Source organism: Streptomyces peucetius (assembly GCF_025854275.1).
Taxonomy (GTDB): Bacteria; Actinomycetota; Actinomycetes; order Streptomycetales; family Streptomycetaceae; genus Streptomyces; species Streptomyces peucetius_A.
In genome coordinates, this window is the sequence record NZ_CP107567.1 from 5765260 (window position 1) to 5780331 (window position 15072).

General features: G+C 71.1%; 14 protein-coding genes. 12 read left to right on the forward strand and 2 right to left on the reverse strand.

Going from position 1 to position 15072, the window contains the following annotated elements; translation table 11 throughout:
* Positions 1 to 17 precede the first annotated feature (17 nt).
* Positions 18 to 680 carry a bifunctional DNA primase/polymerase gene (locus OGH68_RS26490; RefSeq protein ID WP_264247489.1) on the reverse strand — a complete coding sequence of 221 codons (663 nt, stop codon included), beginning with the start codon at positions 678 to 680 and terminating at the stop codon, positions 18 to 20.
* A 428-nt stretch (positions 681 to 1108) separates the two neighbouring features.
* Between OGH68_RS26490 and OGH68_RS26495 the strand changes: the two genes are divergently transcribed.
* From OGH68_RS26495 to ffh, 5 genes are all read left to right on the forward strand, one after another.
* Complete coding sequence (locus OGH68_RS26495) at positions 1109 to 2584, forward strand: hypothetical protein (protein WP_264247490.1); 1476 nt, start codon at positions 1109 to 1111, stop codon at positions 2582 to 2584.
* A 309-nt stretch (positions 2585 to 2893) separates the two neighbouring features.
* Entirely contained in the window at positions 2894 to 4252 is a 1359-nt protein-coding gene (locus OGH68_RS26500) for an ammonium transporter (protein ID WP_264247491.1), read from the forward strand.
* On the forward strand, positions 4249 to 4587 hold the full coding sequence (locus OGH68_RS26505; protein WP_264247492.1) for a P-II family nitrogen regulator: 339 nt from the start codon (positions 4249 to 4251) through the stop codon (positions 4585 to 4587). The genes OGH68_RS26500 and OGH68_RS26505 overlap by 4 nt, the downstream gene beginning before the upstream one ends.
* A gap of 92 nt (positions 4588 to 4679) precedes the next feature.
* Entirely contained in the window at positions 4680 to 7130 is a 2451-nt protein-coding gene (locus OGH68_RS26510) for a [protein-PII] uridylyltransferase (protein ID WP_264247494.1), read from the forward strand.
* Between the two features lie 159 nt (positions 7131 to 7289).
* A complete protein-coding gene (gene ffh / locus OGH68_RS26515; RefSeq protein WP_264247495.1) occupies positions 7290 to 8840 on the forward strand; it encodes a signal recognition particle protein in 1551 nt (516 codons plus the stop codon).
* Between the two features lie 88 nt (positions 8841 to 8928).
* On the opposite strand, the gene OGH68_RS26520 is transcribed toward ffh, so the two are convergent.
* Entirely contained in the window at positions 8929 to 9732 is an 804-nt protein-coding gene (locus OGH68_RS26520) for an SAM-dependent methyltransferase (RefSeq protein ID WP_264247496.1), read from the reverse strand.
* A gap of 210 nt (positions 9733 to 9942) precedes the next feature.
* Here OGH68_RS26520 and proS point away from each other — a divergent pair, with 210 nt between their 5' ends.
* The 7 genes from proS to rplS all read left to right on the forward strand — a co-directional run bounded on the left by proS (position 9943) and on the right by rplS (position 15045).
* A complete protein-coding gene (gene proS / locus OGH68_RS26525; protein ID WP_264247497.1) occupies positions 9943 to 11355 on the forward strand; it encodes a proline--tRNA ligase in 1413 nt (470 codons plus the stop codon).
* Between the two features lie 191 nt (positions 11356 to 11546).
* On the forward strand, positions 11547 to 12140 hold the full coding sequence (locus OGH68_RS26530; protein ID WP_264247498.1) for a hypothetical protein: 594 nt from the start codon (positions 11547 to 11549) through the stop codon (positions 12138 to 12140).
* Between the two features lie 258 nt (positions 12141 to 12398).
* On the forward strand, positions 12399 to 12848 hold the full coding sequence (gene rpsP, locus OGH68_RS26535) for a 30S ribosomal protein S16 (protein ID WP_264247499.1): 450 nt from the start codon (positions 12399 to 12401) through the stop codon (positions 12846 to 12848).
* A 2-nt stretch (positions 12849 to 12850) separates the two neighbouring features.
* On the forward strand, positions 12851 to 13090 hold the full coding sequence (locus tag OGH68_RS26540; protein ID WP_005311361.1) for an RNA-binding protein: 240 nt from the start codon (positions 12851 to 12853) through the stop codon (positions 13088 to 13090).
* Positions 13091 to 13184: 94 nt separating this feature from the next.
* Positions 13185 to 13745, forward strand: a complete 561-nt coding sequence (gene rimM / locus OGH68_RS26545; protein ID WP_264247500.1) for a ribosome maturation factor RimM — start codon at positions 13185 to 13187, stop codon at positions 13743 to 13745.
* Positions 13745 to 14566: a tRNA (guanosine(37)-N1)-methyltransferase TrmD gene (gene trmD / locus OGH68_RS26550; protein WP_264247501.1), complete on the forward strand. Its 822-nt coding sequence runs from the start codon at positions 13745 to 13747 to the stop codon at positions 14564 to 14566. The genes rimM and trmD overlap by 1 nt, the downstream gene beginning before the upstream one ends.
* 128 nt (positions 14567 to 14694) lie before the next feature.
* Positions 14695 to 15045 (forward strand): 50S ribosomal protein L19, encoded by a 351-nt coding sequence (gene rplS, locus OGH68_RS26555; RefSeq protein WP_264247503.1) that lies wholly within the window; start codon positions 14695 to 14697, stop codon positions 15043 to 15045.
* Positions 15046 to 15072 lie beyond the last annotated feature (27 nt).

Sequence of the window (15072 nt, forward strand, 5' to 3'; positions counted from 1 at the left end):
CTTTCGCGCGCGAGGGGTCAGGACCGGCTGCGGTGGCAGATGTACGCCAGCGTGCCGAGCAGCAGCCGGGCCTCGGGCGGAGCGGTGGCCGTGTCGGGGGACGGGGGCCGCAACCACCGGACCGGGCCCAGTCCGCCGCGGTCCGACGGCGGGGCGGTGATGTGGTCGCCGGGGCCCAGGCAGCGCAGGTCCAGGTCGGCGTCGTCCCAGCCCATCCGGTAGAGCAGCCGGGGCAGTCCGGCCGCCGCGCCGGGAGCGACGAAGAACTGGCAGCGGCCGTCGGGCGTGGCGGTGACGGGGCCGAGCGGCAGGCCCATGCGCTCCATCCGAACCAGTGCGCGGCGGCCCACGGGAGCGGCCACGTCCAGGATGTCGAAGCTCCGCCCGACCGGCAGCAGCAGTGACGCGCCGGGCACGTCGGCCCATGCCTTGCCCGCCTCGTCGAGCGTCGCGCCTGCCGGGACCTCGAGTGCGAAGTCGAGCGGGTGTGCGCCGGGGGCCGCGCAGCGGGCGTCCCCGCAGGAGCACTTGCCCGAGGCGGCGCGTGCGCCCGGGATCACCGCCCAGCCCCACAGGCCGGTGTACTCGGCCACCACGGTGGCCTCTGTCGTGCGCCCGCGGCGCCGGGAGCCCGTCCGGATCTGTCCGATCCCCCGGGTGCCGCCGATCGTGAAGCCCATGCCCCCTCCAACGGGTCGTAGGCGCGGGTGGTTACGACCCGGATCTCCCCTGTGACTCTCCGTGATGCCTGTCCGGAGTGCCGACGGTGTGCGGTGGTGCGCGGGGGAGTGTGGAACGGGGCACGCGCCCGAGCGCGCAACGCTCCCACAGCTCCTGATCGTCATATGTCAAGTGAATCGCGCCTGGCCGTAAGTGAGTTCACTCGGAGGGGTGGCGAATGGTGGCGTTTCTGCAATCCCACTCGCTGAGGCCGTGATCGAAGGATTACCGTCGGTGCATCAACCTGCAATTGCAGTCCGCCTCCGGGTATGCCGGAGGCAAAGCGGTTTCCTGTTCGACGGGTGCGACAGCGTCACCACAGGCCGCGATCGGCGTCATTCTGGTAGGGGTTCGGGCAATTGAGGCATCGACGGACGGGGACATTCCAGTGAGCGGCAGCGGCGCAGACGGTACGAACGCCGGCAAGCGCCCCAACGAGCAGTTGAGTTCCTGGTTCCTGCGCAGCGGCTGGTCGAAGGGCGAGCTCGCCCGGCAGGTGAACCGCCGGGCACGCCAGATGGGCGCCCACCACATCAGCACGGACACCTCCCGGGTGCGCCGGTGGCTGGACGGCGAACAGCCGCGTGAGCCCATCCCCCGCATCCTGTCCGAGCTCTTCTCCGAACGCTTCGGCAGCGTCGTCACCGTCGAGGACCTCGGGCTGCGGACCGTCCACCAGTCACCCTCGGTGTCCGGCGTGGACCTCCCCTGGGCCGGTGACCAGACGGTCACACTGCTCAGCGAGTTCTCCAGAAGCGATCTGATGCTGGCGCGCCGCGGCTTCCTCGGCAGCTCGCTGTCCATCGCCGCGGGATCCGCCCTCGTGGAGCCGATGCAGCGCTGGCTCGTCCCCGTGCCGGTGCCGGAGGCCGCACAGCAGGAGCCGCCCGTCCCCCTGCGGCGGGGAGCCCGTCTCTCCAAGCCCGAACTCGACCTGCTCGAGGCCACCACCGCCATGTTCCGCCAGTGGGACGCCCAGTGCGGCGGCGGCCTGCGCCGCAAGGCGGTCGTCGGCCAGCTCCACGAGGTCACCGACCTGCTCCAGGAGCCGCAGCCCCCGGCCACCCGGCGCCGCCTCTTCAGGACCGCCGCCGAACTGGCCGAGCTCGCCGGGTGGATGAGCTACGACGTGGGCCTGCAGCCCACCGCCCAGAAGTACTTCGTCCTCGCCCTGCACGCCTCCAAGGAAGCGGGCGACAAGCCGCTCGGCTCGTACATCCTGTCCTCGATGAGCCGCCAGATGATCCACCTCGGCCGCCCCGACGACGCCCTCGAACTCGTCCACCTCGCCCAGTACGGCAGCCGTGACTGCGCCACCGCGCGCACCCAGGCCATGCTGTATGCGGTGGAGGCCCGCGCCTACGCCAACATGGGCCAGCCCAGCAAGTGCAGGCGGGCGGTCCGGATGGCCGAGGAAACCTTCGCCGACGTCGGCCTCGACGGCGAGCCCGAGCCCGACTGGATCCGCTTCTTCTCGGAGGCCGAGCTCCACGGGGAGAACTCCCACTCCTACCGGGACCTGGCCTATGTCGCCGGCCGAAGCCCCACCTACGCCTCCCTCGCCGAGCCCGTCATGAAGCGTGCCGTCGAGCTCTTCGGCCAGGACGACGTGCACCAGCGGTCGTACGCACTCAATCTGGTGGGCATGGCCACGGTCCATCTGCTCAAGAAGGAACCGGAACAGGCCACCGCCTTCGCCGACCGGGCGCTCACCGTCGCCAAGCGGGTCCGCTCCGAGCGGGTCAACACCCGGCTGCGCAAGACCGTCGACACGGCCGCCAGGGACTTCGGCGACGTCGCCGAGGTCGCCCGGTTCACCGACCACCTCACCGCCCAGCTGCAGGAGACCGCGGAAGCGGTCTGACCGGCGGCGGCACACCGGACCCCGGCCACGACACCCACCCCGAACCGCCCGACTCGGCTCCCCCCGTGCCAAGTCACCCGGGCGGGTGTCGTGGCCGGTTCGCACTGTGCGCAGAGGATACGCTCGGTGACCCCGGGCGACACCCGCGTTCATGACGGCGTAACACGCCGGACCTCTTCGTCACCGTCACGAAACATCGTGCGGCATCTGCGGAAACGGCGCTCCGCCAGTCTCATGCGGCATAACGGCCCGCCCTTCCGCCGCACAGGCTCCGCCCGCACGCGGCCGCACGACGACGAGGAGACGCCGATGCCCCCAGGCATCTCGACCCTTGCCGCAGACGCCCCAGAGCTGTCTGCCGCCAACACAGGGTTCATGCTCATCTGTTCCGCCCTGGTGATGCTCATGACGCCGGGACTGGCCTTCTTCTACGGAGGCATGGTCCGCGTCAAGAGCACCCTGAACATGCTGATGATGAGCTTCATCAGCCTCGGGATCGTCACCATCCTGTGGGTGCTGTACGGCTTCAGCATGGCCTTCGGCACCGACATCGGCTCGATCGTCGGATGGAGCTCGGACTACGTCGGCCTCGGCAACATCGGCGTCACCGAGCTGTGGGACGGCTACACCATCCCCGTCTACGTCTTCGCCGTGTTCCAGCTGATGTTCGCGATCATCACGCCGGCGCTGATCAGCGGTGCCCTCGCCGACCGGGTCAAGTTCACCGCCTGGGCGCTGTTCATCACGCTGTGGGTCACCGTCGTCTACTTCCCGGTCGCGCACTGGGTGTGGGGCGCGGGCGGCTGGCTCTTCGAGATGGGCGTCATCGACTTCGCCGGCGGCACGGCCGTCCACATCAACGCCGGTGCCGCGGCGCTGGGCGTCATCCTCGTCATCGGCAAGCGCGTCGGCTTCAAGAAGGACCCGATGCGCCCGCACAGCCTCCCGCTGGTCATGCTCGGCGCGGCCCTGCTGTGGTTCGGCTGGTTCGGCTTCAACGCCGGATCGTGGCTCGGCAACGACGACGGCGTCGGTGCGGTCATGTTCGTCAACACCCAGGTCGCCACCGCCGCCGCCATGCTCGCCTGGCTCGTCTACGAGAAGATCCGCCACGGCGCCATCACCACCCTCGGTGCCGCTTCCGGCGCCGTCGCCGGCCTCGTCGCCATCACCCCGGCGGGCGGCTCCGTCTCCCCGCTCGGCGCGATCGCCGTCGGCGCCATCGCCGGTCTGCTCTGCGCCATGGCCGTGGGCCTCAAGTTCAGGTTCGGCTACGACGACTCCCTCGACGTCGTCGGCGTCCACCTCGTCGGCGGTGTCATCGGCTCCCTGCTGGTCGGCTTCTTCGCCACCGGCGGCGTGCAGTCCGATGCCAAGGGCCTCTTCTACGGCGGTGGCCTCGACCAGCTCGGCAAGCAGGCCGTCGGCGTCTTCGCCGTCCTCGCCTACTCTCTGGTGGTCTCCGCCGTCCTGGCCTTCCTCCTCGACAAGACCATCGGCATGAGGGTCGACGAGGACGTCGAGGTCTCCGGCATCGACCAGGTCGAGCACGCCGAGACCGCGTACGACTTCAGCGGAGCGGGCGGCGGAGCCGGCTCCCGCAAGGCCGTGCCCGCGACGGGCGAGACCGTGGCAGCCGCAGCGCAGAACAAGAAGGTGGACGCATGAAGCTCATCACCGCAGTCGTGAAGCCGCACCGGCTGGACGAGATCAAGGAGGCCCTCCAGGCCTTCGGAGTCCAGGGGCTCACCGTCACGGAGGCCAGCGGCTACGGCCGGCAGCGCGGCCACACCGAGGTCTACCGGGGCGCCGAGTACACCGTCGACCTCGTCCCCAAGATCCGCATCGAGGTGCTGGTGGAGGACGACGACGCCGAACAGCTCCTGGAAGTGATCGTCAAGGCAGCCCGCACCGGGAAGATCGGCGACGGCAAGGTCTGGAGCGTCCCGGTGGACACGGCGGTACGCGTGCGGACCGGCGAGCGCGGGCCCGACGCCCTCTAGAACGTCCGACACACCGTGAGCGAGCCTCCGGGCGCTCCAGCGTCGGCAGGAGCGCCCGGAGGCGAGCGCACACAGGAAAAGGGAGCTGCCGGGTGAGCCTGGACGTGACCGGAGAAACCGAAGAATCGGGACCCAGCGGCTACGCGGCGGCCCGGCTGCTCCTTCTCAACGAGAAGGAGCGGTCCGGGCCGCCGCGCCGTGCGGCCCTCGCCCGGCTGACGGACACCTGGCTGTCCGCGCTGTTCACGACGGCCGCTGCGGAGCAGGGCGTACGGGGCGCCGCCCTCGTCGCCGTCGGCGGCTACGGCCGCGGCGAACTCTCCCCGCGCAGCGACCTCGACCTCCTGCTGCTCCACGACGGCAGCGCGTCCCCCGCCGCCGTCGCCGCGATCGCCGACCGGATCTGGTACCCCGTATGGGACCTGGGCCTGGCCCTCGACCACTCCGTACGCACCCCGGCAGAGGCCCGGAAGACCGCCGGTGAGGACCTCAAGGTGCAGCTCGGACTGCTCGACGCCCGGCCCGTCGCCGGCGACGCCGGGCTCGTCGCCTCGCTGCGTACCACCGTCCTCGCGGACTGGCGCAACCAGGCGCCACGGCGCCTGCCCGAGCTCGACGAACTCTGCCGCGAACGGGCCGTCCGCCAGGGCGAACTGCAGTACCTCCTCGAACCCGACCTGAAGGAGGCCCGCGGCGGACTGCGCGACGTCACCGCGCTGCGCGCCGTCGCCGCCTCCTGGCTCGCCGACGCCCCCCGCGAGGGACTCGCCGAGGCCCGCCGCACCCTGCTCGACGTACGCGACGCGCTCCACCTCACCACCGGGCGCGCCACCGACCGCCTCGCCCTCCAGGAACAGGACCAGGTCGCCGCCGAACTCGGCCTCCTCGACGCCGACGCCCTGCTGCGCCAGGTGTACGAGGCCGCACGGACCGTCTCGTACGCCGCCGACGTCACCTGGCGCGAGGTCGGCCGCGTCCTGCGCTCCCGCGCCGTGCGGCCGCGGCTTCGCGCCATGCTCGGAGGCCGGGCGCCGCAGCCCGAACGCACCCCCCTCGCGGAGGGCGTCGTCGAACTCGACGGCGAAGCGGTCCTCGCCCGCACGGCCCGGCCCGAACGCGACCCGGTGCTCCCGCTCCGCGCGGCGGCCGCCGCGGCCCAGTCCGGCCTGCCGATCTCCCGGCACGCCGTCCGGCGCCTCGGCGAGGCCATGACCGCCCGGCCGCTGCCCGTGCCGTGGCCCGCCGAGGCACGTGAGGAACTCGTCACCCTGCTCGGCGCCGGAGAGCCGACCGTCGCCGTGTGGGAGGCCCTGGAGGCGGAGGGGCTGATCACCCGGCTCGTCCCCGACTGGGAACGCGTCCGGTGCCGGCCCCAGCGCAACGCCGTCCACACCTGGACCGTCGACCGGCACCTCGTCGAGACCGCGGTCAAGGCGTCCGAGCTGACCCGCCACGTCGGCCGCCCCGACCTGCTGCTGGTCGCGGCCCTGCTGCACGACATCGGCAAGGGCTGGCCCGGGGACCACTCCGTCGTCGGCGAGACCATCGCCCGGGACGTCGCCACCCGGATCGGCTTCGACCGCGCCGACGTAGGCGTCGTCACCACCCTCGTCCGCCACCACCTGCTGCTCATCGACACGGCGACCCGGCGCGATCTCGACGACCCCGCGACCGTCGCCTCCGTGGCCTCGGTCGTCGAGTCCGCCTCCACACTGGAACTGCTGCACGCCCTGACCGAGGCGGACGCCCTCGCGACCGGTCCGGCGGCCTGGTCGTCCTGGCGCGGCTCGCTCGTCGCGGATCTCGTGCGGCGCGTCGCCGCCGTGCTCGCCGGAGACGTCCTGGCAGAACCGGACCAGGCAGCGCCCAGCGTCGAACAGGAACGCCTCGCGGTCGAAGCCCTGCGCACCGGCGAACCCGTGCTCGACCTGCACACCCGGCCCGAGGCTCCGGCGGAGGACGGCGGGCCGGAACCCGTCGGCGCCGAACTGCTCATCGCGCTGCCCGACCAGCCGGGCGTCCTGCCCGCGGTCGCCGGAGTCCTCGCGCTGCACCGGCTCACCGTCCGCGCAGCGGACCTGCGGGCGATCGACCTGCCCAGCGCGGCCGGCGACGGGGCCGTCCTGCTCCTGAACTGGCGCGTGGCGGCCGAGTACGGCTCCCTGCCGCAGGCCGCCCGGCTCCGCGCGGACCTCGTCCGCGCACTCGACGGCGACCTGGACATCGCCGGCCGCCTCGCCGAACGCGAGGCCGCCTCTACCCGGCGGCGCGGCGTCAAGGCGCCGCCGCCCAGAGTGACGGTCGCGCCGGCCGGTTCACGTCTGGCCACGGTCATCGAGGTCCGCGCCCAGGACGCACCGGGCCTGCTGCACCGCATCGGGCGGGCCCTGGAGGGCGCGGCGGTACGGGTCCGCAGCGCCCATGTCTCGACGCTGGGCGCGAACGCGGTGGACACGCTGTACGTCACAGGACCGGACGGCGCTCCGCTCGGCGACGCGGAGGCGGCGGCGCTGGCCAAGGAGGTGGAGGAGGCTCTGCGGTGAAGCTGCGGCCTGCTCGGCGGCTCGCCGGGCACGGCGTGCTTCCCGCGTGCGGGGCCCGGTTCCCGCCCCCCGATCCGGTGGGCAGGGACGATTCCCTTGCCGGGCCCGATACTCTGGAGGGCGATCCACCGCCCCCGACTCCTGAGGACCGACGCCGCCGTGTTCGACACTCTCTCCGATCGCCTCTCAGCGACCTTCAAGAACCTGCGCGGCAAGGGGCGCCTGTCCGAGGCCGACATCGACGGTGCGGCTCGGGAAATCCGGATCGCGCTCCTCGAAGCGGATGTCGCTCTTCCCGTGGTCCGGGAGTTCATCAAGCAGGTCAAGGCCCGCTCACTCGGCGCCGAGGTCTCCAAGGCGCTGAACCCCAGCCAGCAGGTCATCAAGATCGTCAACGAAGAGCTGATCGGGATCCTGGGCGGGGAGACCCGCCGTCTGCGGTTCGCCAAGACCGCGCCGACCGTGATCATGCTCGCCGGTCTCCAGGGTGCCGGTAAGACCACCCTCGCCGGAAAGCTCGGTCTCTGGCTGAAGAACCAGGGCCACTCGCCCCTGCTCGTCGCCTGTGACCTCCAGCGCCCCAACGCCGTCAACCAGCTGTCGGTCGTCGCCGAGCGCGCCGGTGTCGGCGTCTACGCGCCCGAGCCGGGCAACGGCGTCGGCGACCCGGTCCAGGTCGCCAAGGACTCCATCGCGTACGCGCGCGGCAAGCAGTACGACATCGTGATCGTCGACACCGCCGGCCGCCTGGGCATCGACCAGGAGATGATGCAGCAGGCCGCGGACATCCGGGACGCGACCTCGCCCGACGAGATCCTCTTCGTCGTCGACGCCATGATCGGTCAGGACGCCGTCAACACCGCGGAGGCCTTCCGCGACGGGGTCGGCTTCGACGGCGTGGTCCTGTCCAAGCTGGACGGCGACGCCCGGGGCGGTGCGGCGCTCTCCATCGCGCACGTCACCGGCAAGAACGTCATGTTCGCCTCCAACGGCGAGAAGCTGGACGACTTCGACGCGTTCCACCCGGACCGCATGGCGTCCCGCATCCTCGGCATGGGCGACATGCTCTCGCTGATCGAGAAGGCCGAGCAGACCTTCAGCCAGGAAGAGGCCGCCAAGATGGCCTCCAAGCTGGCGAGCAGCAAGGGCAAGGAGTTCACGCTCGACGACTTCCTGGCCCAGATGGAGCAGGTCCGCAAGATGGGCTCCATCAGCAAGCTGCTCGGCATGCTGCCCGGCATGGCGCAGATGAAGGACCAGATCAACAACATCGACGAGCGTGACGTGGACCGTACGGCCGCGATCATCAAGTCGATGACGCCGGGTGAGCGCGACGACCCGACGATCATCAACGGCTCGCGCCGTGCCCGTATCGCCAAGGGTTCCGGCGTCGAGGTCAGCGCGGTGAAGGGCCTGGTGGAGCGGTTCTTCGAGGCGCGCAAGATGATGTCGCGGATGGCCCAGGGCGGCGGCATGCCCGGTATGCCCGGGATGCCGGGCATGGGTGGCGGCCCCGGCCGGCAGAAGAAGCAGCAGAAGCAGGCCAAGGGCAAGCGCAAGAGCGGCAACCCGATGAAGCGCAAGGCCGAGGAGCAGGCGGCGGCCGCCCGCCGCGAGCAGGCGGCGCAGGGCGGTGCCTTCGGGCTGCCGGCCGGTGAGCCCGGCAAGGACTTCGAGCTGCCCGACGAGTTCAAGAAGTTCATGGGCTGACGTCCGGGAAACTCATGGGCCGACGCCGGCCCGCGACGCGGCAGAGGGCCCGCGACCGTCACGGTCGCGGGCCCTCGTCGCACCGTGGTCAGGGCGTGCGGGCGATCAGATAGCGGAAGACGTTGGGCATCCACACCGTGCCGTCGGGCCGCCGGTGGTCGTGGAGCGCCTCGGCGATCTCCTTCTCGACCTGTGCCCGGTCGTTCTCCCGCACAGCGCCGTCGTAGAGCCCCGTCGACAGCAGTCCCCGCACCGCGCTGTCCACGTCGGCATAGCCGAAGGGGCAGGCCACCCGGCCCGAGCCGTCCGGGTTGAGCCCGGCGCGCCCGGCGACGTCCTCCAAGGCGTCGCGGTGGGCGGGGCGCCGGCGTTCGCCGGCCACACGCAGCACCTCGGACGTGGCGCACCGGTCCGGCGGGCCCCACGCGGTGAGCACCACGACGCTCCGGCGCTCGGCGAGGCCGACCGCCTTCCGCAGCGCCTTCTCCAGCCGCTTCGCGTCGCCCGCGCCGGAGCCGATCGGCTCCAGGGCGGTGATGAGGTTGTACGCGGGCCGGCCGGGCCCCGCCGCCGCGGCGGCATCGCCGTCGAGCAGCCGGGTCGTCGGGCTGCCGTCCAGGCGTTCCCGTGCGAGGGCGAGCCGGTCACGGTCCGTGTCGACGCCCGTCACGGTCGCCCCGCGGGCCCTGGCCATCAGCAGGGCGAGTCCGGAGCCGCAGTCCAGACCCAGGAGCTGTGTACCGGTGCCCACCTCGAGACGTTCGTAGACCGCTTCGTAGAGCGGCACCAGCATGCGTTCCTGGATCTCGGCCCAGTCCCGGGCGCGTGTGCTTGCCTCCGCAGAGTGCGCCGACGCCTTGTGGGGTCGGTGCCGGACGAGCGTGGATGTCATCGAAAGCGCCCCAATCCGCCGAGAGGTCGGTCTGTTCCCTGAAGGTCAGCCCCCGTGTGCGTACGCTCCGCGCTTCCCTGTATGCCAGAGAACTCCGCAGGCGTCCCCACGTCCAGGGGTTGTGCGGCACTGCTTCTGCGCCCGGGGCGCGGGGCCCCGGCGACCTGGCTGATTCACGCCCAGGTCCGGTGTCGCCGTACGATGCCCGCCATGGCTAAGGCACCCGTTCTCACGCCCCGGTCGGAAGACTTTCCGCGGTGGTACCAGGACCTGATCAACAAGGCCGAACTGGCGGACAACGGACCGGTGCGCGGCACCATGGTCATCCGACCGTACGGCTACGGCCTGTGGGAGCGGATGCAGCAGGAGATGGACGCCCGCATCAAGGACGCGGGTGCGTCGAACGCCTATTTCCCGCTCTTCATCCCCCAGTCTTACCTGACTCGCGAGGCTGAGCACGTCGAGGGCTTCGCGCCCGAGCTCGCGGTGGTGACACACGGCGGGGGCAAGGAGCTCGACGAGCCGGTCGTGGTGCGCCCCACGTCCGAGACGATCATCAACGACTACTTCTCCAAGTGGGTGCAGAGCTACCGGGACCTGCCGCTGCTGATCAACCAGTGGGCGAACGTCGTCCGTTGGGAGATGCGGCCCCGGGTCTTCCTGCGGACGACCGAATTCCTCTGGCAGGAGGGCCACACCGCGCACGCCACCTACGAGGACGCCAGGGACTACGCCGCCCACATCCACCGGAACGTCTACGCGGACTTCATGGTGAACGTCCTCGGCATCGATGTGCTCCTCGGGCGCAAGACGCCCCGCGAGCGGTTCGCCGGTGCGATCAACACCCTCACCCTGGAAGGGATGATGGGCGACGGCAAGGCCCTGCAGATGGGCACGAGCCACGAGCTCGGCACCAACTTCGCCAAGGCCTTCAACACCTCGTACCTCTCCAAGGACGGTCAGCAGGAGCTGGTCTGGCAGACCTCCTGGGGAACATCCACCAGGATGGTCGGCGGGCTGATCATGTCCCACGGCGACGACAGCGGTCTGCGCGTGCCGCCCCGCCTGGCGGCCGTCCAGGTGGTGGTCATGGCCATCAAGGGCGACGAGGCGGTCGCCAGGGTCCGTGAGATCGGCGAGACGCTCAAGGCCGCCGGCCTGCGGGTGCACGTCGACGACCGGGTGGACACGCCGTTCGGCCGCCGTGCGGTCGACTGGGAGCTCAAGGGTGTGCCGGTACGGATCGAGATCGGGCCGAGGGACCTTCAGGCGGGCACCGCGGTGCTGGCCCGCCGCATTCCGGGAGGGAAGGAGCCGGTGAGCATCGAGTCGCTCGTCGCGCTGCTGCCGAAGACCCTGGAGGACGACCAGGCGCTGCTGCTCGAGCAGTCCCGGGTGCGGCGCGAGTCGCGTACGAGCGACGTCGCCACGATCGAGGAGGCGGCCGAGGCCGCGGCCGCGGGCGGATGGGCGCGTATCCCGTGGGCGACGCTGGGCGAGGAGGGCGAGGCGAGGCTCGCCGAGCAGGCGGTCTCCGTGCGCTGTCTCGTCGCGGAGGACGGGTCGGTGCCCGACGCGGACGACGCTCCGGGTACTGTCGCCGTCGTGGCCCGCGCGTACTGAGCGCCGCCCGCTCCGCGGCCGGCGCCGCTACGTACCGCCTTGCGGTGAGCCGCGAGGATTCTCCGCAGATCGGCGCACCCGACCGCGATCGGGACGCATCAACGGCAAGTGACGGGAACTGACGGGTACGTGCAAATTATTTGGGATGGCCCGGAATGGAACCCGACGGCCCTCCGGCTCGTTATCACGACGTGAGCACGACACCACCTGTTCTCGCCGCAGAGCTGGCACAGGCGTGGGCCGACATTCAGCGGCACCACCCCGAGCTGCCGGATCTTGCCGCGCCCGAATCCCTGATCGGAGAGTCCTCGTCCGCCTGCGGCGCCGAACTCTCCTTCGAGCGACTGCTCCATGAGGCAGTCCACGGCATCGCCGCCGCGCGAGGAGTCCGCGACACCTCGCGTGCCGGCCGCTACCACAACCGCCGCTTCCTCGCGATCGCCGAGGAGATGGGCCTCGACCACGTGGAGGAGCCGCACCCCAGCAGCGGTTTCTCGCTGGTCGCGCTCAACCCGGAGGCGAAGCGGCGGTACCGCCCCACGATCGAGCGGCTGCAGCGCGCCCTGAAGGCGCACACGGTCGCGACGGCTTCCGACACCAAACGCAGCTTCCGCGGGCCGGCCGCACGGCACGGCTCCTCGGGGGGCGGCGTGCGGGTCAAGGCCGTCTGCGACTGCGGTCGCAACGTCAGAGTCGTCCCCTCGGTCCTCGCCCAGGCGCCGATCGTCTGCGGGGGCTGCGGAAAGCCGTTCCGGATTCCGGAAGCCGTGGGCGCGGCGAGCTGATCGCCCGCGCCCGCGGGGCACGCAGGCCACCGGTGAGGCCGGCGGCCTGCGCGCCGCGCTGCCGTCGGGGTGCGTGTGCCTGCCCGGGCGGGTGAAGAACCGCCGCGGGTGTGTGGCACAATGACTAGCTGTACTCGACAGCCGCACAGGAACCCTCTCGCCTCCGGCTGACGCGTCCATCGGGCACTGACGAGTACCGCAACCCCACGTGGCATCCCGTTGTGCCCAACCACGTCAAGACCAGGAGACACCACTCCCGTGGCAGTCAAGATCAAGCTGAAGCGTCTCGGCAAGATTCGCCAGCCCCACTACCGCATCGTCGTCGCCGACTCCCGTACCCGCCGTGACGGCCGGGCCATCGAGGAGATCGGTCTGTACCACCCGACGTACAACCCGTCGCGCATCGAGGTCGACTCGGAGCGTGCGCAGTACTGGCTGTCCGTCGGCGCCCAGCCGACCGAGCCGGTCCTGGCCATCCTGAAGCTCACCGGCGACTGGCAGAAGGTCAAGGGTCTGCCCGCCCCGGAGAAGCCGCTGCTGGCCCCGGCGGCCAAGGAGGACAAGCGCGCCTCCTTCGACGCCTTCGCCAAGGCCCTCGAGGGTGACGACGCCAAGGGTGAGGCCATCACCCCCAAGGCGAAGAAGGCCGACAAGAAGGCGGACGAGGCTGCTGACGCGGCTGCGTCCACCGAGTCGACCGAGGCCTGAGCATGCTCGAGGAGGCTCTCGAGCACCTCGTGAAGGGCATCGTCGACAACCCGGACGATGTGCAGGTCGCTTCCCGCAACCTGCGCCGCGGGCGTGTGCTCGAGGTCCGGGTCCACCCCGACGACCTCGGTAAGGTGATCGGCCGCAACGGCCGCACCGCGCGCGCCCTGCGCACCGTCGTGGGCGCCATCGGCGGCCGTGGTATCCGCGTCGACCTCGTCGACGTGGACCAGGTCCGCTGAACAAGTTGGCTGTTTTTGCTTAGATGCGCCGGCTCGGGCCGGGGAGGGCCGTCGGCCCTCCCCGGCCCGTAGTCGTATCGAAGGAGACATTCAGGTGCAGCTGGTAGTGGCGAGGATCGGCCGCGCCCACGGCGTCAAGGGCGAGGTCACCGTGGAGGTGCGCACGGACGAGCCGGAGCTGCGGCTCGGGCCCGGCGCCGTGCTGGCCACCGACCCGCCCACCGTCGGGCCGCTGACCATCGAGACCGGCCGGGTGCACAGTGGACGGCTGCTGCTGCGCTTCGAAGGCGTGGCCGACCGCACCGCGGCGGAGGCGCTGCGCAACACCCTGCTGATCGCCGAGGTGGACCCGGAGGAACTGCCCGAGGACCCCGACGAGTACTACGACCACCAGCTGATGGACCTGGACGTGGTGCTCGCGGACGGGACGGCGGTCGGCCGGATCACCGAGATCAGCCATCTGCCCTCGCAGGACCTGTTCATCGTCGAGCGGCCCGACGGCAGCGAGGTGATGATCCCGTTCGTCCACGAGATCGTCACCGAGATCGACCTGGAGGAGCAGCGGGCCGTGATCGACCCGCCGCGAGGGCTGCTCGACGAGGGTGAGGCAGAGGTCGCCTCCGGCCGGGACGACGCCGCGAAGGGCGAGTCCTGATGCGGCTCGACGTCGTCACGATCTTTCCCGAGTACCTGGAACCGCTGAACGTCTCCCTGGTGGGCAAGGCCCGGTCCCGCGGACAGCTCGGCGTCCACGTCCACGATCTGCGCGAGTGGACGCACGACCGGCACAACACCGTCGACGACACCCCGTACGGCGGCGGCCCCGGCATGGTCATGAAGACGGACCCGTGGGGCGACGCCCTCGACGACGTCCTGGCGAGCGGTTACGAGGCGGGCGCCCACGGCCCCGTGCTGGTGGTCCCCACCCCCAGTGGACGTCCCTTCACCCAGGAACTCGCCGTCGAGCTCTCCGAACGTCCCTGGCTGATCTTCACCCCCGCACGTTACGAGGGCATCGACCGCCGGGTCGTCGACGAGTACGCGACCCGGGTACCGGTCTTCGAGGTGTCCATCGGGGACTACGTGCTGGCCGGCGGCGAGGCGGCCGTGCTGGTCGTCACCGAGGCCGTCGCGCGCCTGCTGCCGGGCGTCCTCGGCAACGCCGAGTCCCACCGGGACGACTCCTTCGCGCCCGGCGCGATGGCTAACCTGCTGGAAGGCCCCGTCTACACCAAGCCGCCCGTCTGGCGCGGGCGAGAGATCCCCGAGGTGCTGGTCAGCGGTCACCACGGGAAGATCGCGCGCTGGCGGCGGGACGAGGCACTGGCCCGCACGGCCGCCAACCGGCCCGACCTGATCGAGCGCTGCGACCCGGCGGCCTTCGACAAGAAGGACCGGGAGACCCTGTCGATACTGGGTTGGGCGCCGGAGCCCGGCGGCCGATTTTGGCGCAGGCCCGAGGCCGTGGAAGAATGAGCCGTTGCCGTACGTCCGGCCGGCGCCCCTGCCACAGGGGGAACGACGCCCGCCGGACGAGCGAGCACCTTTTTCTCATCACGACATTCCGCTGATGACCTGTGGCATCGGCGAGGAAGCAGACCACCATGGCTCACCTGCTCGACACCGTCAACGCGGCTTCGCTCCGCAGCGACGTCCCGGCCTTCCGTCCCGGTGACACCGTGAACGTCCACGTTCGCGTCATCGAGGGCAACCGCTCCCGTATCCAGCAGTTCAAGGGCGTCGTCATCCGCCGCCAGGGCGCGGGCGTGAGCGAGACCTTCACGGTCCGCAAGGTCTCCTTCTCCGTCGGCGTCGAGCGCACCTTCCCGGTGCACAGCCCGATCTTCGAGAAGATCGAGCTCGTCACCCGCGGTGACGTCCGTCGCGCCAAGCTGTACTACCTCCGTGAGCTGCGCGGCAAGGCCGCGAAGATCAAGGAGAAGCGCGACAACTGAGCCTGAGCTCACAGCCGCGACGACGCT

Bases quoted from the DNA above. Each gene is read 5' to 3' on its own strand.
- OGH68_RS26490 (WP_264247489.1), bottom strand. From the start codon at position 680: ATGGGCTTCACGATCGGCGGCACCCGGGGGATCGGACAGATCCGGACG.
- OGH68_RS26500 (WP_264247491.1), top strand. From the start codon at position 2,894: ATGCCCCCAGGCATCTCGACCCTTGCCGCAGACGCCCCAGAGCTGTCT.
- OGH68_RS26505 (WP_264247492.1), top strand. From the start codon at position 4,249: ATGAAGCTCATCACCGCAGTCGTGAAGCCGCACCGGCTGGACGAGATC.
- OGH68_RS26520 (WP_264247496.1), bottom strand. From the start codon at position 9,732: ATGACATCCACGCTCGTCCGGCACCGACCCCACAAGGCGTCGGCGCAC.
- proS (WP_264247497.1), top strand. From the start codon at position 9,943: ATGGCTAAGGCACCCGTTCTCACGCCCCGGTCGGAAGACTTTCCGCGG.
- OGH68_RS26540 (WP_005311361.1), top strand. From the start codon at position 12,851: ATGCTCGAGGAGGCTCTCGAGCACCTCGTGAAGGGCATCGTCGACAAC.
- trmD (WP_264247501.1), top strand. From the start codon at position 13,745: ATGCGGCTCGACGTCGTCACGATCTTTCCCGAGTACCTGGAACCGCTG.
- rplS (WP_264247503.1), top strand. From the start codon at position 14,695: ATGGCTCACCTGCTCGACACCGTCAACGCGGCTTCGCTCCGCAGCGAC.